The following is a 22,683-nucleotide window of genomic DNA, read 5'->3' as shown; positions in this document are numbered from 1 at the left end:
TTTCGAGCCAAGTCATGCGGTTTACGATGACTTGGCTTGATATTATTCTTATGTACTTGCTTCTAATCGGAGCATTTAGCTTATGAAGCTAAGATGTACTCAGCGATCTTGTCACCCATTTCAGAGGTAGTTAGCGCTTGGTTTTTGCCAGCAAGATCTGCCGTTAGCTCGCCTGCAGAAAGTGCTTTAGAAACCGCTGCTTCGATGTCTTGTGCTGCCGCTTCTTCGCCTAGGCTGTAACGAAGCATTAGCGCTGCAGAAAGAATTTGCGCGACTGGGTTCGCAATGTTCTTACCTGCGATATCTGGTGCGCTGCCACCTGCTGGTTCGTATAGGCCGAAGTTGCTTTCGTTTAAGCTTGCAGAAGGAAGCATACCCATGGAGCCTGTGATCATTGCGCACTCATCAGAGATGATGTCACCAAAGATGTTTGAACATAGCATTACGTCAAACTGAGATGGGTCTTTGATTAGCTGCATGGTCGCGTTGTCGATGTACATGTGGTTTAGCGTGACATCTGGGTAATCTTTTGCGATCTCTTCAACCACTTCACGCCATAAGATAGAGCTCTGCAGAACGTTTGCTTTGTCGATTGAGTAAACGTTTTTGTTACGTAGACGTGCAGATTCAAACGCAATCTTTGCAATACGTTCGATCTCGTAACGGTGATAAACCTCTGTATCAAAAGCTTTCTCAGTTGCGCCTTCGCCTTCACGACCTTTAGGTTGGCCGAAGTAGATGCCGCCTGTTAGTTCACGAACTACAACGATATCGAAGCCGTTACCTGAGATGTCAGCACGCAAAGGAGAGAAAGACTCTAGACCTTTGTGGATTTGTGCAGGACGTAGGTTACAGAACAGTTGGAAGTGTTTACGTAGAGGAAGTAGGGCACCACGCTCTGGTTGATCGTTTGGTGGGAGATGTTCCCACTTAGGTCCGCCAACCGAGCCAAATAGTACTGCGTCAGATTCTTCACAGCCCGTTACTGTCGCTTCTGGAAGTGGACAGCCGTGATTATCAATTGCGATACCACCAACATCATACTCTTCGCGAGAAAAGCTAATCGCGTGCTTCTTTTCAATCGCGTCTAGCACTTTATGTGCTTGCTGCATTACTTCTGGGCCAATGCCATCACCAGGTAGTACGGCAATCTTGTATGATTTATCTGTCATGTTAATCCTTTAATTCTTGTTACTGAGCTTTTTGGCTCGTTTTAAATTTTGTCCCTAAAGCCAACAACATCGGCTCTAGGGCTCTGTTATTGGGGTCTTAAACTGTCGCGAATTTTTGCTGCTTCATTTCAGCAATAGTGTCTGCGCGTTGAATGCTATTGATAACGTGTAGCAACGCTTGACCAGAAGCTTCAACGATATCGGTTGAAACGCCAGTACCGTGGTACTTACGGCCTTTATAGTTAGCAATGATGTCCGCTTGACCTAAGCCATCTTCGCCTTCACCTTTTGCAGTTAGGTCGAACTTATCCAACGCTATTTCGTAGCCTGTTAAGCGGTAGATACATTGGTATAAAGCATCAACAGGGCCATTGCCGACAGCGGCTTCGCATTTCTCTTCATCACCACATTGCAGTTTGATGCTGGTGGTAGACATAACACTACCAGATTGTACGCTTAGGTAGTTAAGTTTATAGAAGTCATCTTCATCACGTAGATTCGCGAAGTGCATCAATGCTTCTAGGTCATAATCGAACACTTGGCCTTTACGGTCAGCAAGCTTCAAGAAGTCTTCGTACAATGAATCTAGGTTGTACTCATTATCTTTATAACCCATAGCGTCCATGTGGCTCTTAACAGCGGCTCGGCCACTACGGCTTGTTAGGTTCAAGGCTTTGTTTTTCAAGCCAATAGACTCAGGCGTCATGATCTCGTAAGTGTTCTTGTTCTTTAGCATGCCATCTTGGTGAATACCTGAAGAGTGGCTGAATGCGTTAGCACCGACGATTGCTTTGTTGTCTTGAATTGGCATGTGGCAAAGCTGACTTACCAACTTACTGGTACGGTGGATCTCCTTGTGATCCAAACCAGTATGAACACCCAAAAGCTCTTGACGAGTTTTGATGATCATTGCGATTTCTTCTAGAGAACAGTTACCAGCACGTTCGCCAATACCATTGATTGTGCCTTCAATTTGACGAGCGCCCGCTTGCACAGCAGCAATTGAGTTTGCAACCGACATACCTAAGTCATCGTGACAGTGAACAGAGATGATCGCTTGGTCGATGTTGGGTACGCGATCGAATAGCGTCTTGATAATGCCACCAAACTCATTTGGTACTGTGTAGCCCACTGTGTCTGGAATGTTGATGGTTTTCGCGCCTGCGTTAATCGCGGCTTCAACCATGCGACATAGGTTGTCGATAGGGGTACGGCCGGCATCTTCACAAGAGAATTCAACATCATCGGTATAGTTACGAGCGTGCTTGACTGCTTTCACTGCCATCTCTACTACGTCATCGTAGCTGCGGCGTAATTTGTCTTGTACGTGAACCGTTGATGTTGAGATGAAGGTATGAATACGGAACTGGTCAGCAACTTTAAGCGCTTCGGCAGCGGCATCGATATCTTTCGCTACGGCACGAGAAAGCGCACAAATACGGCTGTCTTTGATGTGTTTAGCGATGGTTTGTACTGACTCAAAATCACCCGGAGAAGAAATAGGGAAGCCAGCTTCGATAACATCTACACCCAGTCTCTCAAGAGCATACGCGATCTGTAACTTCTCTTTTACCGTAAGGCTTGCAGCCAATGCTTGCTCGCCGTCACGTAAGGTAGTATCAAAAATTATTACTTGATCGTTCATGGGTGCTTCCTTATATCGATAATGAATCGATTGCTATCCAAATTATTATTAAGAATGATGTTCTTTTAAAAGTGCCAGTTACAAAAAAACCCGCTCAGTGCGGGTTTTAATATTTGTGTAGTTCTTGACCCACAACTTACCCGCGCGATTGGTTCACGATAAGGAGAAGTTTCAGCAGTAGAGAAGAAGAAAAAATCATTACACAAATATCCGTAAATAAACTGTTAACACCATATTTACCGTAATTTATTCTGAGCGTCAAACAAGAAAATCCAATATCAGCGTGCATTGGCAGTGTTTTGGTTTTGTTTGTGCTGTTTTTTGTTTAAGTGTTAGCGATATCACCTGAATGGTGGTTTTGTATTGGCGGGTTAGTTTATCGTTTGGCTGATGTGTAGGTTAAAACTTTGTAGTAAATATTTTTAATGGAACGATTCACCAAAAAAATCACAAGCGTGACTAAAGTAATTAATCAATTGATTAAATAGTGAGTAATTAATCTTCTACTGTTATGCCTGTTTATCTCTATAATTAATCGAATGATTAATTATAGAGATAGGTTGATGCCATGACAGCACGAAAAGCGGGGCGACCTCAACAGAACTTAGATGTTCGACAACTATTGATTGAGCATGCTCGTGATCTGTTTGTCGTTCAGTCATACGACAAGGTCTCGACACGCCTGATTGCTGATCGTGCGGGTGTGAACATTGCGATGATCCGTTATTACTTTGGCAGTAAGGCTGGATTATTTGAGGCGATGCTGCGTGAAACGCTACGACCGATGCAATTGCAAATGCAGAGATTGGTTGAAGAAAGCAGCCATGAGAACTTTCTTGATTTAATGCGGACTTACTATAAAGAGATGGTCAAGGTGCCCAAGTTTCCTCGCTTGATTGCTCAAGTGATGAATATGCCTCCCTCTGAAGTGCAAAGAGAGTTGCTCGAAAAGGTTTTTCTCGATGTCGCCAAGCCAGCCCAAGATGTCATTTTTGAAAAGCTGGTTGAACAAGGCATCTTAAAACAGAACATGGATCCAAAATTGTGTCGAGTTTCGTATATAAGCTTGATGGTGTTTCCATTCATTGCTCCGCCCCCTCTATTAGCAATCCATGGTATTGAGATTAATGAAGAATTTCTTAACCGTTTAATCGAACACAACATTCAATTGATGACCGAAGGCTTTATCAACGCACCGAGCCCTTCTGCAGTGCAGGACAAAAGATAATGAAAATAAATAAAAAACTACTCTTCTTTCCAGCACTTGCGGTTGGTGTCATCGGCCTTGTGACTGCGATTAGCTTAAAGCCTGATCTGCCGACTAAGCCCGCGGGAGATAGGGCTCGTCTAGTCGAAACCGTCAGTTTAGAACAACAAATGATCGCGCCGTTGGCAGTGGGCTTTGGCAAAGTAGTCCCTAAAGTTGAATGGAAAGCCATTGCCGAGGTGACAGGGCAGATTGTTTATCGACATCCAGACCTAGAAAAAGGGCAGATCATTCCAGCGGGTACTGAGGTACTTAAGATCGATCCCTTAGATTACGAGTTAAAGCTGGTACAAGCCGAAGCGGATCTTAAATCAAGCCAGACCTCATTAGCTAAATTGAATCAAGAAGAAGATAACCTTAAGCAGACCCTAAAGATCGAAAAGAACCGCTTAGTGATCAGCAACAAAGAGCTGCAACGTAAACAAGATCTGCGCAAGAAAGGGCTCACCTCTCAATCGGATGTCGACCTGCAACAACAAAGTGCGTTGTCTCAACAGAAGCTTGTATTGGATATTGATAACCAAATTGCATTGATGCCAGATGAAAAGCGTGTTGCGGAAGCAGTGATTAAGGTGAATGTCTCTAAAGTAAAAGAGGCGCAACGCTCTTTGGATAAAACGACCATCACCTTGCCTAGAGCGATGCGAATTGCGCAGGTCGATATTGAACAAAACCAAGTGGTTAATCTTCAGCAAGAGATGTTTGTTGCTCACGGGATTAAGGTTATGGAAGTTGAGGCGCAACTCTCTATTCACGATATGCAAACTTTAGCCTCAAGCTTTACTCAATTCCCTCGTGATGCCGCAGACATACCAAACCCTTATGAAGCGCCGATCAAAGCAAGTATTCAGTTAAACAGTGGCAGCCTTAACCTCAATTGGCCTGCAAAGGTGGCGAGAATCAGCGAAACCGTTGATGAGAACCAAGCAACAGCAGGGATCATTCTTGAAATCGCTCAAGACTACTCACAACTGCAACCAGACAGCGCAACGCCTTTAGTCAATGGTATGTTTGTTAAAGCGGAGATTGAAGGTTTGGCCAACCTTAGTTGGGTTGTCCCAGAGCGCACTCTGCACGGTGATAAGGTCTATCTGATGGATGACAGCCAGCGCTTACAAGTGGTGAATGTTGAAGTGCTTTATCGTCGAGATAACCAAGTGGTGGTGGATGGTGAACTGCACGCGGGTGATAAGTTAATTCTCAATGACGTTTTACCTGCAATCGAAGGCATGTTACTGAAAGAGTCGAACTCTGAAGAGGCTGAGCTTGAATCAGATACTCAGGAGAGTGCATCATGATCAAGTTTTTCTCTCGGCACCCTACAGCAGCAAACTTGTTGATGCTTGGGTTGTTGATTTTGGGTATAAGCTCACTATCAACCATCAAACGTGAAACCTTTCCTGCCTATGATCCACCTTACATTATGGCGGCGATCGTTTATCCCGGCGCATCACCACAAGAAGTGGAAGAGAGCTTATGTGTGCGAATGGAAGATGCAGTAGACGGCTTAGCCAACATTGAAGAGACTCAGTGTGAAGCCATCGAAGGCAGCGCTCGTTTAATTCTCAAGTTAAATGAGAAAGCGGACATTGGCCGAATGCTGGTGGACGTTCAAACTCAGATCAACTCGATCAATGATTTCCCTAGTGAGATTGAATCTCCGGTTGTTCAAGAGTTGGATTGGAATGAACCGGTAGTTGATATCGCGATTACAGCCGAAACCTCATGGCCTGAACTCAAAGCTTACGCCGAAGATCTCAAACGAACCATGAAGCTCGATTACGACGTTTCTTTAGTCGAAGTTAGTGGTTTTTCCGATCACCAATATCGTGTCGAACTGGATACCCAAGCCATTCGCCAGTTGGGTTTGAGTGTCGGTGATATCGCCGACCAAATTGGCCGTCAGAATGTAAAACTGCCAAGCGGTAACGTTGAGACGCCAGACAAAAATTTTCTGATTCGTTTTGATGAGAGACGAATTACACCGGTTGAGCTGGAAAGTATTGTGGTTGGATCTGCGCCTAATGGCTCGGTGATTCGTTTGAGAGACATAGCCAAAATAACCGACCGCTTTGAGCTTGATGAACAGAAGGTTCTATTTGATGGTAAGCCATCTGCTCTGTTGAAAATCAGTAAGAACAAAGAAGATGATGCGTTACGAATTAAAGAGAACGTGACTCGATTCGTTGAAGATCAAAGCGCGATTGCGCCCGATGGCGTGACACTACAAATGACCAACGATCTCTCGTCGGTACTTTGGGATCGTCTAACCATGATGGTGCGTAATGGCTGGCAAGGTATTGTGTTGGTGTTCGCAACCATGTGGCTGTTCTTCAGTTTACGATATTCATTCTGGGTTGCAGCAGGTTTGCCGGTAGCCTTCCTTGGTGGCTTGTTCTTAATGGCTAACTTGGGCTTGTCGATCAACATTATGTCACTGGTCGGTTTATTAATGGCGATTGGTATCATGATGGATGACGCCATAGTGATAGCCGAATCTATAGCTTCCCATCTGGATCGGGGGCAAAACGTTGACGATGCGGTGTACAACGGTGTGAAGAAAGTGCTCCCCGGAGTCTTGTCTTCTTTCCTAACCACTGTGTGTATTTTCGGTAGCTTACTGTTCCTTGATGGGGAAATGGGCGCGGTGCTTAAAGCGGTGCCTCAGGTGCTTATCTTGGTGTTGTCGCTGAGCTTAATCGAAGCGTTTCTTATTCTACCAAATCACTTATCTCATTCATTACACAAAGAAAAAAATGATAAGCCAGCGCTGCGCTTTAAAGTCGTTCTGCTTGAGAAGTTTGAGAACTTTCGCAATACCACTTTGATGAACATGGTCGAGAAGGTCGTGACGTTCCGCTATGCCTTTATGGGCGGAGTGCTTACCCTGCTGCTGCTTTCGGTAGCCTTGATTGCAGGTGGCGTTGTCAAATTCCAACCTTTCCCTGAGTTGGATGGTGATATTGCCGAGGCTCGCATCATTCTTCCACCGGGTGCATCACTGTCTCAAACCGAGAAAGTCGTCGATAAAATAGTCGCATCTGCTGAACGTTTGAATGAGCAGTGGAGTGAAGAGGTTGAGGACGGTAATAAATTGGTTGAGCATATCACCAGCCAATTCAATGCAAACGCAGATGCCAATGAATCAGGCCCACACTTAGCCACTGTGCGCTTAGACTTGCGTGGTGCAGAGAGTCGCAACACGGTGATCGATGATTTTATTGATGCATGGCGGGAAGACATCGGCGATTTGGCTGATCCTATCTCGCTAGTTTTCAAACAACCGACGATGGGGCCGGGCGGTCGTGCTATCGAGATCCGCGCCAAACATGATGATCTTGCCGCGTTGAAATCGGCTTCTTTAGATATTCAAGAGTACCTCAATCAGTTTGATGGTGTGCACGGCGTGCTTGATGACATGCGCATGGGTAAGGAAGAGATCTTAGTTAAACTGCGCCCAGGTGCTGAAACCTACAATGTTAATGGGCAGATGATTGCTTCCCAATTGCGTGCGGCCTTCTTTGGTCAGACTGCGGATGAAATCCAAATTGGGGTCGAGAACATTTCGATTGAGGTACGCCTTGATAAAGAACAGGCAGGGGATTTGCAGCAACTAGCTAACTTCCCAATCATCACTGCAGATGGCAGCCAGATTCCGCTAGCGACATTGGCAACGCTAGATTTCCAACGTAACTACGTACGAATCCAACGTATCGATGGGCTGAGAACCATCAGTATCTTTGGTGATATTGATAATAAGAAAGCGAGCTCTTCAGCAATTTTGGCTCAGTTCCAAAAAGATGAAGCAGCCAAGCTTATTCAAAAGTATCCGGGCTTACGCTTTGATTTTGAAGGGGAAGCCAAAGATGCGGCGAAGACCGGAGCCTCAATGGGTAAAGGCTTCCTATTGGGTTTATTCGGTGTGTTTGCGATTCTGAGCTATCAGTTCCGAAGCTACTTGGAACCGATCGTCGTAATGTTAGCGATTCCACTGGCCTTCATTGGTGTAGTTGTTGGTCACTGGCTGTTAGGGCACGCGTTAAGCATGCCGAGCATGATGGGCTTTGTGTCGCTTGCCGGAATCGTGGTCAATGATTCCATCTTGCTAGTGCAATACATTCGTCACCATGTTGATGAGGGAGATAGCGTTCATGACTCGGTGGTGAAGGCCAGTCGTGAGCGTTTCCGTGCGGTATTCTTGACCTCAATGACCACAGCGGCAGGTTTGCTACCGCTGTTGACGGAAACCAGCTTGCAGGCTCAGGTTATCCAGCCTCTGGTTATTTCAATTGTGTTTGGCATATTTGCTTCAACCTTACTGGTGTTGTTTATGATCCCTGCCGCTTACGCGATACTGGCGGACTTTGGTTTAGTGAAAAAGCATGAGCCATTAGCGCTATAGCCTTTAGCGCTATTATCATTAGCGAACGCTATAACCATTAACACGATAGAAGTAGCGTTTGCTTGCTTATATAAAGAAGTAAAAACGTAGAAGAATAAAGCGGCCTTGGGTCGCTTTATTTTTATCGGCAGTTTTTAGGCCCCATCAGCTTGCTTAGCGAAAGCGGTCAATTCGCCTCAAAATTCATTTTAGTTCATTCAAAACGTCACTTAACTGTCATTTCAGGAGCATAACTTGAGCCTTAACTGAATAAGGATTGTTAAGGAGATTGTATGCGTACTATCGAACCTATTGTCCGCTGGGATGTGGCATTTTCTGTTTTCTGTTTAAAGAACCGTTATAGCGGGCAACATGCAACACTGAGTAAAGCGGTGTCTCATACTGGGGATGGTCACTTATATGTGTTGATCGCTCTGATTGCGCTGTTAGCTGATGGCTATACAGGTCGTGAATTTTTAATGGTTGGTCTAGCCGCTTTTGCGATAGAGCTGCCGATTTATTGGTTAGCCAAGAACACTCTTAAGCGCCGTAGACCCGCTGAATTCTCTTCATTGCTTCACTCTCACATTGTGCCATCAGATAAATACAGCCTGCCTTCTGGGCATTCTGCTGCTGCATTTGTTATGGCGACTCTAATCGGACATTTTTATCCAAGTCTCTATCTCTTTAGCTTGATTTGGGCGACAGCGATTGCTGGATCTCGAATCCTACTCGGTGTGCACTTTTTAACGGATGTCTTAATTGGTGCAGCGCTGGGTATAGCGTGCACAAGCCTAGCCATTTACTTCATTTTATAGCGCTTAGTTGTATGGCTGTTTGTTCTGTTGTTCATATTAAAAAGACACAGGCAAAGACAGCAGAGCTCGAATTGTTAATCTTCAAGGAACCTGAATGAAAATTTTATATGGCGTACAAGGTACAGGGAATGGGCACATCGCTCGAGCGAGAGCAATGGCCGTCGCTTTTCGTCAGCAAAATATTGATGTCGACTTTCTGTTCTCTGGGCGAGACGAGAGTAAATTCTTTTCGATGGAAGCGTTTGGCAACTATCAGACCCGCAGCGGTTTAACTTTTTACAGCGAGCAGGGGAAGGTTAAATACGGCAAGACATTCATCAAGAACAACATCTGGCGATTTCTCCGCGAGGTTAACCAGATCGATCTTGCGCCTTATGACTTAGTGCTTAATGATTTTGAACCTGTGACGGCATGGGCGGCTAAGAGGAAAGGTGTGCCATGTATTGGTATAAGCCACCAGAATGCGTTCCGCTATGATGTACCTAAAGAAGGGGGCAACTGGATTGAACATTCCGTGATTCAACATTTCGCCCCAACTGAGCACTCTATTGGTTTGCACTGGTATCACTTTGAACAGCCAATATTGCCACCTATCGTTCACACGCCAGCGTGTGATGAGCGAGCGAAAGCAACACAAGACTTCACCTTGGTTTATCTACCATTTGAGGATCTTGATGCGATCTCTGAGTTGTTGATGAAGTTTGTTTCTCATCACTTTGTCTGTTATCACCCGAATGTGATTGAGTATAGCCGAGTCGAAAATATAGAGTTCAAACCACTCAGTCATGCCGGCTTCCAATTCGATCTCAATCAGTGCTCTGGTGTGGTGGCCAACGGCGGTTTTGAATTGCCATCTGAAGCCTTAACTTTAGGTAAGAAGTTGCTTCTTAAGCCTCTTGAGGGACAGTTCGAACAACAAAGTAATGTGGCGACGCTTGAAGCGCTCGGGTTGGCTCAAACCATGAGTTTTTTAGACGCGGCTATCTTGCGTAGTTGGCTCGGTGAAAAGCAGGCTGAAAGGGTCACTTACCCTGACGTGGCAAGTGCACTTGTTGAGTGGGTTTTGGCGGGCAAATGGTCCAACCAAGATGACTTGAGAAAGCAACTTTGGGATAAGGTGGATTTTCCTAGTTATGCATCACTCACGTAACCCATAAGTGTTATTTCTGAATTGCCTAGCTGAACGATTCACGAGTTCAATAATTTGTAACAAATGTAACCAAAACGATAGGACAGCTAAATAAGTCGAAATGAAACTCATAAGTGACGCATTTTATGTTTTTTTATAACTCCATAAGCAACTGATTTTTAGGTGTTGTTTAATCATTAAGGTAAAATTAAATTATTCTTTATCAATCTTGTTGGTAGCTCGAGATTTATTGGTTAATAGTAATGGCAATCCGAAAAACATCGGTCTGATAAATATAAGAATTAGTGGTTATCTATTCCCACACCATTACCAATTTAACCCTGTCGAACCGACAAGAGGCAACTTGAATGTTAGAGAAAAAAGACGCAATGAGTGCAATTGCAAGCTACAGAATGGAAAGCACACTTCGTGGAGTCGACTTAAATCTTTTGACTGTATTTGATGCAGTTATGCAAGAGCAAAATATTACACGTGCAGCTCATAATCTGGGCATGTCTCAACCAGCGGTAAGTAATGCTGTTGCTCGTTTGAAAGTAATGTTCAACGACGAGCTATTCATGCGTCAAGGTCGTGGTATTCAACCGACTCAACGTGCTCGTCAGTTGTTTGGCCCAATCCGCCAAGCGCTGCAGTTAGTACGCAACGAATTGCCAAGTTCTGTATTCTCACCAGAGTCGTCTTCTCGTTTGTTCAAACTTGCAATTTGTAGCCCTTGCGACATGCGTTTTGCACCTAAGATTATGTCGACAATCAACGACCAAGCACCTAGCGTTAATCTGCACATGGATGCGGAATTTGACCGTCAACTTTCTGAGCGCATGCGTTACCAAGAAATTGACTTCGTTATTGATTACTCGCGTTTTGATGAGCAAGGTTTCTCAAGCACTGAAATCTTCCAAGATGAATTGGTTGTGGTCGCTTCTGCTTCTCACCCACGCATCAACGGTGAAGTTTCAGCGGCAGAGTTGCTTAACGAAAAGCACGCTAAACTGTCTCGCATTCACGGTCAACGTAGCTTCTCTGAGCAAGCTTACCGTGACCTAGATTGCACGCCTTTCTACGAAGGTACGAGCTTGAGCAACGTTCTTTACGTTGTTGGTCAATCTGAACTTGTAACAATCGCTCCTCGTTGGATGGTAGAACATGCAGCAAACAAAGAGCAGCTTCAGATTTTAGATTTCCCATTCGATAATGCGGCGATTTCTGGCTTCCTTAGCTGGCACGAATCAAGTGAAAAGGACAAAGGACACATCTGGTTACGAGATCAGTTAATGATGATCTGTGGCGAAGTAGTGGCGCTTAACTAGACACTAATTCCTATGATTTATAAGCCCTAAGCTAGGAGTCTGGCTTGGGGTTTTTTTGTACCTGCTATTTTTGTTGATAGAAAACTTAGCGTGAGACGTACTATTACTTATAACTTTGAGCTTCATCAGTTGCCTTTTCCATGATCAGAGGTACACTTGTGCGCTCAAAAAAGCTTACAGGTGTAAGCCAAAGGTAAAGAGATGGCCAATTTAGATTTTCATATCGTAAAAAGACTTCGTGACCAAATTGCCCAAGGCGGCAACCGTACAGCTTTGAAGCACAAAGTAGACAATGTATGGCAAGGTATTAGCTGGGAACAATTTGGACAACAAATCGATACGCTTTCATTAGCGCTATTGGCTCAAGGATTGAGAGTTCAGGATAAGATCGGTATCTTCTCGAACAATATGCCTCAGTGGACTGTGGCTGACTTCGCATCCTTACAAGCGCGCCTTGTAACGGTACCAATCTACCCAACCAACACAGCGGCGCAGTCTTCTTACATTATCCAAAATGCAGATGTGAAGATCTTATTCGTTGGCGAGCAAGCTCAGTTCGATGCGGCGGTTAGCCTTTTTGAAGAGTGTGAACAGCTAGAAGTTGTTGTGGCGATGTCTGATGATATCGATCTGCAAGGACATCGCTTTGCCGTCTCTTGGAAAGAGTTCATGGCTCGTGGTGTTGAAGAGCAGCGAGCTGAGCTTGATGTTCGTCTTGCGGATGCCAGCATGGATGACTTACTGACGCTTATCTATACCTCTGGTACAACAGGCCAGCCTAAAGGTGTAATGCTTGATTACACTAATGTTGGCTATCAACTAAAAGGCCATGATGAGCGTCTCAGCTTAAGCAAAGACGACGTCTCATTGTGTTTTTTACCTCTATCACATGTATTTGAACGCGCTTGGACTTTCTATGTCCTTTATAAAGGCGCAACCAACTGCTATCTGCAAGACACCATGCAAGTTCGTGACGCACTGAGTGATGTTAAACCAACGGTTATGTCTGCTGTTCCTCGCTTCTACGAGAAGATTTTCTCAGCGATTCACGAGAAGGTATCTAAAGCACCGTTTATTCGTAAAGTACTCTTTACTTGGGCGGTGAACATGGGCGCGAAGCTTTCTGTTTGTCATCAAGAAGGTCGTACACCATCATTCATGCTGAAGAAGAGCCATGCGCTTGCTGACAAGCTTGTGTTATCTAAACTGCGAGCTCTGTTAGGTGGTAACATCAACTTCATGCCATGTGGTGGCGCGAAGCTTGATGAAACCATTGGTCGCTTCTTCCACGCGATTGGTATCAATGTAAAACTTGGCTACGGCATGACAGAAACCACGGCAACAGTATCGTGCTGGGATGACCGTTGTTTTAACCCTGATTCGATCGGTATGTCGATGCCGGGCGCTGAAGTGAAAATTGGCGCTAAGGATGAGATCCTTGTTCGTGGCCCAATGGTGATGCGTGGCTACTACAAGATGCCAGAAGAGACAGCTAAGACATTTGACGAGCATGGTTTCCTAAAAACGGGTGATGCGGGTCATTTTGATGAAAATGGTAATCTATTCATTACTGATCGCATCAAAGAATTAATGAAGACTTCTGGCGGTAAGTACATTGCACCGCAAGTGGTTGAAGGCGCAATTGGTAAAGATCACTTTATCGAGCAGATTGCTGTTATCGCTGATACGCGCAAATTCGTTTCTGCACTGATTGTTCCTTGTTATGACTCGCTAGAAGAGTATGCCAAAGAGCTTAATATCAAATATCATGACCGTGTGGAACTTGTTAAAAATCACCAAATAGTAGAGATGCTAGAGAAGCGTGTGAATGACTTACAACAAGAGCTAGCGAAGTTTGAGCAAGTGAAGAAGTTTAAGTTGCTGCCAAAAGCGTTTTCTATGGATGATGGTGAGCTAACACCGACCCAGAAACTGCGTCGTAAGGTTATTAACGATAAGTATCAAGACGAAATCGAAGAAATGTACAACGAAAAGCCTAAAGATAAGTAGTTTTCTGTTTAGATAAATTTTCAGTTGTTTAAAAATCCCCCTACGAATGTGATTGCATTTTTAGGGGGATTTTTTGTATCTAATGACACAGCACAATGTGCGAAAGCGCACACCAACAAGCTCGCTGTTTATCGATAAATAGCGAACTGTTGAAATATTAAGTGCTTTTTTTTATCAAGTAGGCAGTATTTAAACCTAGTGTGAAAGCCTGTGTTGGGTTTTATTTGATGCTTTGAGCTAATAGTTGGTTTTTTGGCACAGTTGCCGAATAACAGGCGTTAGACCAGATGATAATAAAGCGTTAAAGTTGTTTCGTATTACTGTTTGTTGTTATCACTACAGACAGCCATAGCCGAAAAAGTGGAAGTATTTCGAATTAGGCTACGAATAAGCCCTAGACTATGAAAAACCAGCCCAACATGTTCACCAAATGTGATTGGAAACTGGTGAGGAGAGCAATATGACAACAAAACCTGAAACAGCTATGTCATCCGGCGCTGAAATGTTATCCGGCGCTGAGATGGTGGTGCAGTCTCTAATTGAAGAGGGTGTAGAACAAATCTTTGGTTATCCAGGTGGTTCTGTACTTGATATCTACGATGCGCTGCATGCTAAAACTGCTGAAATTAAACACGTATTAGTACGACACGAACAAGCCGCTACCCACATGGCAGATGGCTATACTCGTTCTACCGGTAAGCCGGGTGTAGTACTTGTGTGTTCTGGTCCAGGTGCGACCAATACCGTTACTGGTATTGCAACAGCCTACATGGACTCAATCCCAATGATTGTTATTTCTGGTAACGTACCAAATAACCTTATTGGTAACGACGCCTTCCAAGAGTGTGACATCGTTGGTGTATCACGCCCGATCGTTAAACACAGCTTCCTCGTTAAGAAAGCGGAAGATATCCCTGAAGTCGTTAAAAAAGCATTCTATATTTCAACGACAGGACGTCCAGGTCCTGTGGTTATTGACCTGCCAAAAGACATTTTAAACCCACAAATTAAGCTTCCTTATGAATACCCAGAAACGATCAAAATGCGTTCATATAACCCAACGGTTACGGGTCATAAAGGTCAGATCAAAAAGGCGCTAAAAGCCCTTCTTGAAGCGAAGAAACCGGTACTTTATGTCGGTGGTGGTGCGGTTATTTCTGAGGCAGATAAGCCGCTATTAAAATTAGCAGAGGCACTGAATTTACCCGTGGTAAGTACCCTAATGGGGCTTGGCGCTTTCCCTGGTACTCATAAGAACTCTTTGGGTATGTTGGGCATGCATGGTTTGTATGAAGCCAATATGGCGATGCACAATGCGGACTTGATCTTTGGTATTGGCGTACGTTTCGATGATCGAACGACCAATAACCTAGATAAGTACTGCCCTGATGCGAAGATCATGCACATTGATATCGATCCATCTTCTATCTCTAAGAACGTTAAAGTGGATCTACCGATTGTAGGTTCAGCGGAAAAAGTACTAGAAAGCATGGTTAACCTGCTTATTGAGCAAGGTGGAACTAACGATGCAGAAGCGATGGAAAGCTGGTGGAGTGAAATTAAACAGTGGCAAGAACGTGACTGCTTAGCGTATGACAAAACGTCGGGTCGAATTAAGCCACAACAAGTTATTGAAACGCTGCATAAAGTAACCAATGGCGATGCCTATGTTGCTTCTGATGTAGGTCAACACCAAATGTTTGCTGCTTTGTATTACCCGTTTGACAAGCCGCGCCGTTGGATTAACTCTGGTGGTCTAGGCACGATGGGCTTTGGCTTACCTGCTGGTATGGGCGTTAAGTTTGCGAAACCTGATGAAGAAGTTGTGATTGTTACTGGTGACGGCAGTATTCAAATGAATATCCAAGAGCTGTCGACTGCGCTGCAATACAATATTCCCGTTAAGATTATTAATCTTAACAACCGTTTCTTAGGCATGGTAAAACAGTGGCAAGACATTGTTTATCAAGGTCGTTACTCTAATTCATATATGGACTCTGTTCCTGATTTTGCTGCTATCGCTGAGGCTTATGGCCACGTTGGCATGCGTATTTCATCTCCGGATGAACTGGAATCAGGTTTGGAAAAAGCACTAGCGATGAAAGACCGTTTGGTATTTGTCGATATTAGTGTGGATGACACCGAGCACGTATACCCAATGCAGATCAAAGGCGAGGGTATGGATAACATGTGGCTAAGCAAAACGGAGAGAACATAATATGAGACACATCCTTTCACTATTAATGGAAAACCAACCAGGTGCACTATCTCGTGTGGTTGGCTTGTTTTCTCAGCGTGGCTACAACATCGAGTCTTTGAATGTATCCCCTACGGATGATCCAACGCTTTCTCGTCTGAATGTCACCACTAACTCGAGCGAAATGCAGCTTGAGCAGATCCAAAAACAGCTACACAAGTTAATCGACGTACTTAAGGTACAAGAAGTGTCTGAGCTTGAGCATATCGAGCGTGAACTTCTGATGGTAAAAGTACGCGCTAGCGGCTTTGCTCGCGCTGAAGTGAAACGCACAGCGGATATATTCCGTGGTCAAATCGTTGATGTGACGGCTTCGCAATATACGGTTCAAATGGCCGGCACTAGCGAGAAGCTGGATGCTTTCATTCAGGCATTGTCTGAAGTAACGGAAGTACTTGAAGTGGCTCGAAGTGGGGTTGTTGGCATCGCACGTGGTGAACGAGCGTTGAAAGCCTAACGAAGAAAGATTTAAGGCTGCTTTTAAGCTAAAACTGATCATTTAATCGTTTGAAAAAAATAGCGATTTTACTGATACGAACGGCCCTTAATTTGGGCCTTTTTGCTTTCTGGAAGTAAGCATCGTTTGTCCATACTTTCTTATTGCCATTCATTTCTTTGTAGCTCTCCATTAGGGCGCTATTGCGCTTTTTATAGAGTGCCCTGTTATTTACTGTGCTTGATCCCCTCCAGTACCATGCATCTATATTTATTGGAAATCTCATTTTTGAGAGACTTAAATCACAAAGTTTATATGATTAGACTAAAGTCTAATGCTCGCGGTGATTTGAGCTAAACTGAACAATAATCAAATAGTCTTGCTTCATGTCATCTTATGATAAAAGATGCGATTAATAGAGTGTTTACTAGATGTAAAAGGATGGCAAAATTAAATTAATTCAACTGGTTAGCTAACCCTATCAAAGTCTTGAAAGGCATTAGTTGAATCAGATTCGCTGAAGCAAGGGTTTAGGGATCATACAGTCTGATTGAAAGAGGCGTGGTATGTTTGTCGATTTTTTAGTGAGGTTAACCATAGGTACATTAGCCGTTCTTGGCTTTCAACTGAGTGCATTGTATTTTTTACCTATGGTTGTGCTACTCAATACTCATCACAAAGAGTTTTTTGGGTGGTAGTTCAGCCGTAATGCTGGAAATAAAAAACGGAGCTATTAGGCTCCGTTTTTATGTGGTTAGAATCTATCTTGACATTATGCGGCTTCGATAACTTCTTCAATTCGTTTCATTGAACTTAACAGGTGTTGATCCAATAGTTCTGTCGCTTGATCGACATTTTTAGCAAGTACCAGCTTCATGATCATTTCATGCTCATCAATATTGAACAGATCATCAGATGTGCTTTTCGCTGACATCGCTAGGAAGCGGTAGCGTTTTACTTGATTGATAAGATCATCAAAGAACTTAAACATGTTCTCTGAGTCTGCGCCTTCAAGTAACGCTGCATGAAACTGCTGGTGACGTTCTTCCCACTCAACACAATCAAACTCTTCTGAGACATATTGTATGCGTGATAGCTTGTGGTAGGAGGTTAATACTTCCAGTTCCCAGCTTTCATCGCCTGCTGAAATTGCCTTTTTAAGCAGAACAGAAGAGACAACACGAAGGCTTTCATATAGGTCATTGAGTTCTTTCTTTGATACCGGTGATACCCAGCAGCCTTTTTGTGGCTCTAGCTTTACGTATTTACTCCAAGATAGTTGCACTAAGGCTTCGCGAATTGGAGATGCGCCGACGTTGTATCGTGCTTTGAGATCAGCTACAACGAGTTTTTTACCTGGGGTTAATTCACCATTGAGAATATCTTGGCGAATCATCTTTGATACTTTGTCAGTAAGCGTAGGACTAGACATTACAAACCTCATGTATATTTGATTTCTAGTCTGCTAATCCGTTTCTTAGGAAGAGTTTATTGGAGTTTAACAGTACGTAGTTCTAATGTGATTGATAATACAGCGTACTGAAAAGTTAGGCAAGATTTTGTTTCATAAAAAAAGAGGGCCGAAGCCCTCTTTTATATTTTATGCGAATCGGTTCATTCTTATAGAACGTGAACAGATGCTGTGTTTGTAGTACCAGAAGCGACTAGAGCACCAGAAACCATAACTACGATGTCGCCTTTGTTACCTAGGCCAGATTGTAGAGCGATTTCTTTACCGTTGATGTAAAACGCGTCTGTGTTCTCGATAGAGTCAACAAGAACTGGCTTAACACCTTTAGTTAGAACTAGCTGTGCAGCTGTCTTTTCGTTAGTTGTTAGAGCAAGGATGTTTGCAGTTGGGAAGTACTTACGTACTGAACGTGCAGACTTACCGCCTTCAGTTGCAACAACGATTAGAGGAGCAGCTAGCTTCTCTGCTGTGTCTACAGCGCCTTTACATACTGCTTCAGTGATGCGTAGACGTGGGCTGTCTAGACGAGAACCTAGCTCAGCTTTAAGAGCTGAATCAGTACGGTTCGCGATTTGAGCCATGATAGTAACAGCTTCAACTGGGTACTTACCTTTAGCAGTTTCACCAGAAAGCATTACTGCATCAGTACCATCCATGATTGCGTTCGCAACGTCACCCGCTTCAGCACGAGTTGGACGTGGGTTGCTGATCATAGAGTCAAGCATTTGAGTTGCAGTGATAACCATCTTACGTGCGCGGTTACACTTCTCGATCATCATCTTCTGAGCGAAGATTACTTCTTCAGCTGGGATTTCAACACCTAGGTCACCACGAGCAACCATGATGCCGTCAGAAGCTTCAAGGATTGAATCGAAGTTATCTACACCTTCTTGGTTTTCAATCTTAGAAATGATGTGGATGTTCTCGCCGCCGTTAGCGTTTAGAAGCTCACGGATTTCTTTAACGTCTTCTTCTTTACGAATGAAAGAAGCAGCAACGAAATCTACGCCTTGCTCGCAACCAAACTTAAGGTCAGCTTTGTCTTTTTCAGAAAGAGCTGGAAGTTGAACAGAAACGCCAGGAAGGTTAACACCTTTGTTTTCGCCTAGAGCACCGTTGTTAAGAACTTTACACTTAACTTCAGTTTCTGTTGTTGCGATAACTTCCATTTCGATTAGGCCATCATCAACAAGGATAGTGTTACCTGCTGTTAGGTCTTTAGCGAAACCTAGGTAAGTTACTGCTACTACGTCTTTGTTACCAACAACTGTTGCGTCAGTTGTGAAAGTGAACTCTTGACCAGCTACTAGATCTACGTCGTTACCATCTTCAAGTTTGATAGTACGGATTTCTGGACCTTTAGTATCTAGAAGGATCGCAAGTTGCTCACCATTATTTTCCATTACTTTACGGAAGTTCGCGATACGAGTGCCGTGCTCTGCGAAATCACCGTGAGAGAAGTTAAGACGCATAACGTTCATGCCAGCATCTACTAGTTCAGTTAGCTTCTCTACAGATTCAGTTTTAGGGCCAATCGTACATACGATTTTGGTCTTTTTCATGGAAGGTACTCTCCGGTAAGTATTGTTACAATTTGAAATTTATTTAAGGTCTGAAGATTGGTCCGCTACATCAACATTTTGTGCCTGTTGTGTAAAAGCGCGGGACTTCCAATATGTCCTTCAGAGTTGTAAGTCTTTCATCAATTTTAGTCATTTTATGACCAAAAGATTTTGATTCAATATCGGTTTTCTGTGACTCACCCCACTATATAGGCGGTAAGTTGCAAAAAAATAACAGTCAGTTTTGTAATTTTTTTTCTTTTCGGGTGCGGATTCTACCACCTAATGAGTTCAATATCACTGCTTAACAATTGTCTTAGGACAAGGTTTTATCGCTATTTATTAATTTTTTGGATCAAAATAAATGGACTAAATAGTTTCGTTGTAACTATAATATGTTTCACATCGAAACTTAATGGCCTTTTTTAAATGTCGAAACGAAACACCCAGCTCAGAAGACATGCAATTTCTAACCTAGTGAATGAAAAAGGGGAGGTTAGTGTTGATGAATTATCCGCTAAGTTCGAAACCTCAGAGGTCACGATTAGAAAGGACTTGGCGTCTTTAGAGAAAAATGGTCAGCTTTTGCGCCGTTATGGTGGTGCGATTTCATTACCGAAAGAGGTTGTCAACGAAGAACTGGGTCCACAAGTTTCGACTCGAAAGATTTCATTGGCGAAAGCCGCAGCAGATTTAATTCGCGACCATAACCGCATTGTGATCGATAGTGGTAGCACGACAGGAGCGCTAATTCAGCAGCTCAATAGCAAGCGTGGTTTGGTTGTGATGACCAACTCGTTGCACGTTGCTAATGCACTTAATGAGTTGGAAAGCGAACCAACACTGCTAATGACCGGCGGCACTTGGGATACCCATTCGGATTCTTTTCAAGGCAAAGTCGCAGAATCAGTACTTCGAGCTTACGATTTTGATCAACTATTTATCGGGGCTGATGGTATCGACCTTGATAGAGGCACAACCACGTTCAATGAATTGGTTGGCCTAAGTAAAGTAATGGCTGAAGTGTCACGAGAAGTGATCGTGATGGTTGAGTCGGAAAAGGTGGGACGAAAGATCCCGAACTTAGAGCTGGCATGGGAACACATTGACATCTTAATTACCGATACAGACTTAGGCGAAGAATCCAAAGCAAGTATCGAATCACATGATGTTCGAGTGATCCTGACCGATCCAGCGTAAAAACAAATTTAAATATTATGCATTTACCTTCCTATAATTGATCTTAATAAAGATCTGGCCTTTGCTTGCTGCCAATAGGAATAAAATGAAATTGATGGAGTGAAACTATGTGTGGAATTGTTGGTGCAGTAGCACAGCGTGATGTAGCTGAAATTTTAGTAGAAGGCCTTCGCCGCCTAGAATACCGAGGCTACGATTCAGCGGGTGTCGCTGTAGTTGATAACGAATCTAACCTAACTCGTGTACGCCGCCTTGGTAAAGTACAAGAGCTAGCAGACGCAGTCGATCAACAACATGTTATTGGCGGTACTGGTATCGCTCATACACGTTGGGCGACACACGGTGAGCCTTCTGAAGCAAACGCACACCCTCACATGTCGGGCGACATTGCTGTTGTACACAATGGCATTATCGAAAACCACGAAACACTGCGCGCTCTGCTGCAAGAGCGTGGCTACGTGTTTACTTCACAAACAGATACAGAAGTTATCGCTCATCTTGTTGAGTGGGAACTTCGCACGTCAGCTTCTTTGGTTGAAGCTCTGCAAAAAACAGCAAAACAATTAGACGGTGCATACGGCACAGTGGCGGTTGATCGTAAAGATCCTAGCCGTATCGTTGTTGCTCGTTCTGGTAGCCCAATCGTTATCGGTTTTGGTGTGGGCGAGAACTTCCTTGCTTCTGACCAACTAGCGCTATTAAGCGTAACTCGTCGCTTCATGTACTTAGAAGAGGGTGATGTTGCTGAGGTGACTCGTCGTGATGTAACAGTATTTGATGTAGCGGGCGAGCGTGTAGAGCGTGAAATCGTTGAATCAAACGCAGAACACGATGCAGGTGATAAAGGTCAATACCGTCACTTCATGCAGAAAGAGATCTTTGAGCAGCCAACAGCGCTGATCAACACAATGGAAGGTCGTATCTCTGACACTTCTGTAATCACTAATGCAATCGGTGTTAAAGCGGAAGAGATCCTAAGCAAGGTAGAACACGTGCAGATCATCGCATGTGGTACGTCTTACAACTCAGGCATGGCAGCTCGTTACTGGTTTGAGTCTCTAGCAGGCGTAAGCTGTGACGTAGAGATTGCCTCTGAATTCCGTTACCGTGATTTCGTTGTTCGCCCGAACAGCCTATTGGTGACTCTGTCTCAGTCTGGTGAAACGGCGGATACGCTTGCTGCACTTCGTCTTGCAAAAGAAAAAGGTTACATGTCAGCAATGACTATCTGTAACGTAGCGGGTTCTTCGCTGGTTCGTGAATCTGATTTTGCCTTCATGACTCGCGCAGGAACTGAGATTGGTGTTGCTTCAACTAAAGCCTTCACGACACAGCTAGCGGCTATGCTGATGATGGTAACGTCAATTGGTCGTCTACAAGGTCGCATCAATGAAGAGAAAGAAGCTGAGATCGTTCAAGCACTGCATCAACTGCCTGCTGATATTGAAAAAGCATTAGCGTTTGATAAAGAGATCGAAGCGCTAGCACCTGATTTTGCAGATAAGCACCACACACTATTCTTGGGTCGTGGTGAGTTCTACCCAATCGCGATGGAAGCGTCTCTTAAACTGAAAGAGATCTCTTACATCCACGCAGAAGCATACGCGGCTGGTGAGCTTAAGCACGGTCCTTTGGCTCTTATCGATGCAGATATGCCAGTCGTCGTTATTGCACCAAGCAACGACTTGCTAGAGAAACTGAAATCAAACGTTGAAGAAGTACGTGCTCGTGGCGGTCTACTTTACGTATTCGCAGATGAAGATGCAGGCTTTGAAAGCGATGAGAACATGAAGATCATCAAGATGCCTCACGTAAGTGAAGTAACAGCACCTATCTACTACACAGTACCGATGCAGTTGTTGTCTTACCACGTAGCGCTAATCAAAGGTACTGACGTTGACCAACCTCGTAACCTTGCGAAAGCGGTTACTGTTGAGTAATCGTTAGCTTATCTAAGAAAATTAGATAATAAGAAGCCCATCCTGTGATTAATGCCGTTCACTTAAG

The 22,683-nt window shown here is 44.0% G+C and carries 15 protein-coding genes; 11 read left to right on the top strand and 4 right to left on the bottom strand.

Annotated elements, in window-relative coordinates; genetic code table 11:
* Positions 1-80 precede the first annotated feature (80 nt).
* Together leuB and leuA are read right to left on the bottom strand one after the other, a co-directional pair.
* The gene (gene leuB / locus AB4180_RS17570; protein ID WP_017061390.1) at positions 81-1,172 is read right to left on the bottom strand and encodes a 3-isopropylmalate dehydrogenase; all 1,092 of its coding nucleotides are present in this window, start codon (positions 1,170-1,172) and stop codon (positions 81-83) included.
* A 97-nt stretch (positions 1,173-1,269) separates the two neighbouring features.
* Positions 1,270-2,817, bottom strand: coding sequence for a 2-isopropylmalate synthase (leuA, locus tag AB4180_RS17565; protein ID WP_009847816.1), 1,548 nt, complete (start codon positions 2,815-2,817; stop codon positions 1,270-1,272).
* A 568-nt stretch (positions 2,818-3,385) separates the two neighbouring features.
* On the opposite strand from leuA, the gene AB4180_RS17560 reads away from it, so the two are divergent.
* From AB4180_RS17560 to ilvN, 9 genes are all read left to right on the top strand, one after another.
* Positions 3,386-4,045 carry a TetR/AcrR family transcriptional regulator gene (locus tag AB4180_RS17560; RefSeq protein ID WP_009847815.1) on the top strand — a complete coding sequence of 220 codons (660 nt, stop codon included), beginning with the start codon at positions 3,386-3,388 and terminating at the stop codon, positions 4,043-4,045.
* On the top strand, positions 4,045-5,382 hold the full coding sequence (locus AB4180_RS17555; RefSeq protein WP_102250508.1) for an efflux RND transporter periplasmic adaptor subunit: 1,338 nt from the start codon (positions 4,045-4,047) through the stop codon (positions 5,380-5,382). The genes AB4180_RS17560 and AB4180_RS17555 overlap by 1 nt, the downstream gene beginning before the upstream one ends.
* Positions 5,379-8,486, top strand: coding sequence for an efflux RND transporter permease subunit (locus AB4180_RS17550; RefSeq protein ID WP_102250509.1), 3,108 nt, complete (start codon positions 5,379-5,381; stop codon positions 8,484-8,486). Before AB4180_RS17555 ends, AB4180_RS17550 begins: the two co-directional genes overlap by 4 nt.
* Positions 8,487-8,758: 272 nt before the next feature.
* Positions 8,759-9,283, top strand: coding sequence for a phosphatase PAP2 family protein (locus AB4180_RS17545; RefSeq protein WP_012603172.1), 525 nt, complete (start codon positions 8,759-8,761; stop codon positions 9,281-9,283).
* A 94-nt stretch (positions 9,284-9,377) separates the two neighbouring features.
* Positions 9,378-10,433: an MJ1255/VC2487 family glycosyltransferase gene (locus AB4180_RS17540; protein WP_102250510.1), complete on the top strand. Its 1,056-nt coding sequence runs from the start codon at positions 9,378-9,380 to the stop codon at positions 10,431-10,433.
* 347 nt (positions 10,434-10,780) lie between these two features.
* Positions 10,781-11,740, top strand: a complete 960-nt coding sequence (leuO, locus tag AB4180_RS17535) for a transcriptional regulator LeuO (protein ID WP_009847810.1) — start codon at positions 10,781-10,783, stop codon at positions 11,738-11,740.
* A 201-nt stretch (positions 11,741-11,941) separates the two neighbouring features.
* The gene (locus tag AB4180_RS17530) at positions 11,942-13,750 is read left to right on the top strand and encodes a long-chain fatty acid--CoA ligase (protein ID WP_102250511.1); all 1,809 of its coding nucleotides are present in this window, start codon (positions 11,942-11,944) and stop codon (positions 13,748-13,750) included.
* Positions 13,751-14,210: 460 nt separating this feature from the next.
* Positions 14,211-15,968, top strand: coding sequence for an acetolactate synthase 3 large subunit (locus AB4180_RS17525; RefSeq protein WP_009847808.1), 1,758 nt, complete (start codon positions 14,211-14,213; stop codon positions 15,966-15,968).
* A gap of 1 nt (position 15,969) precedes the next feature.
* On the top strand, positions 15,970-16,464 hold the full coding sequence (ilvN, locus tag AB4180_RS17520) for an acetolactate synthase small subunit (RefSeq protein ID WP_004735875.1): 495 nt from the start codon (positions 15,970-15,972) through the stop codon (positions 16,462-16,464).
* 751 nt (positions 16,465-17,215) lie between these two features.
* Here the strand turns inward: ilvN and AB4180_RS17515 are convergent.
* Positions 17,216-17,887: a GntR family transcriptional regulator gene (locus AB4180_RS17515; protein ID WP_102250512.1), complete on the bottom strand. Its 672-nt coding sequence runs from the start codon at positions 17,885-17,887 to the stop codon at positions 17,216-17,218.
* Between the two features lie 176 nt (positions 17,888-18,063).
* Complete coding sequence (pykF, locus tag AB4180_RS17510; RefSeq protein ID WP_012603178.1) at positions 18,064-19,476, bottom strand: pyruvate kinase PykF; 1,413 nt, start codon at positions 19,474-19,476, stop codon at positions 18,064-18,066.
* A 429-nt stretch (positions 19,477-19,905) separates the two neighbouring features.
* Here pykF and AB4180_RS17505 point away from each other — a divergent pair, with 429 nt between their 5' ends.
* On the top strand, positions 19,906-20,676 hold the full coding sequence (locus AB4180_RS17505; RefSeq protein ID WP_004736011.1) for a DeoR/GlpR family DNA-binding transcription regulator: 771 nt from the start codon (positions 19,906-19,908) through the stop codon (positions 20,674-20,676).
* A gap of 107 nt (positions 20,677-20,783) precedes the next feature.
* Complete coding sequence (gene glmS, locus AB4180_RS17500) at positions 20,784-22,616, top strand: glutamine--fructose-6-phosphate transaminase (isomerizing) (RefSeq protein ID WP_017102945.1); 1,833 nt, start codon at positions 20,784-20,786, stop codon at positions 22,614-22,616.
* Positions 22,617-22,683: the final 67 nt, after the last annotated feature.

The sequence above is a fragment of the Vibrio sp. 10N.286.49.C3 genome (genome assembly GCF_041469545.1).
GTDB classification, from domain to species: domain Bacteria; phylum Pseudomonadota; class Gammaproteobacteria; order Enterobacterales; family Vibrionaceae; genus Vibrio; species Vibrio tasmaniensis_A.
The sequence above is the reverse complement of the archived record's forward strand: the minus strand, read 5'-3'. Positions and strand labels throughout refer to the sequence as shown.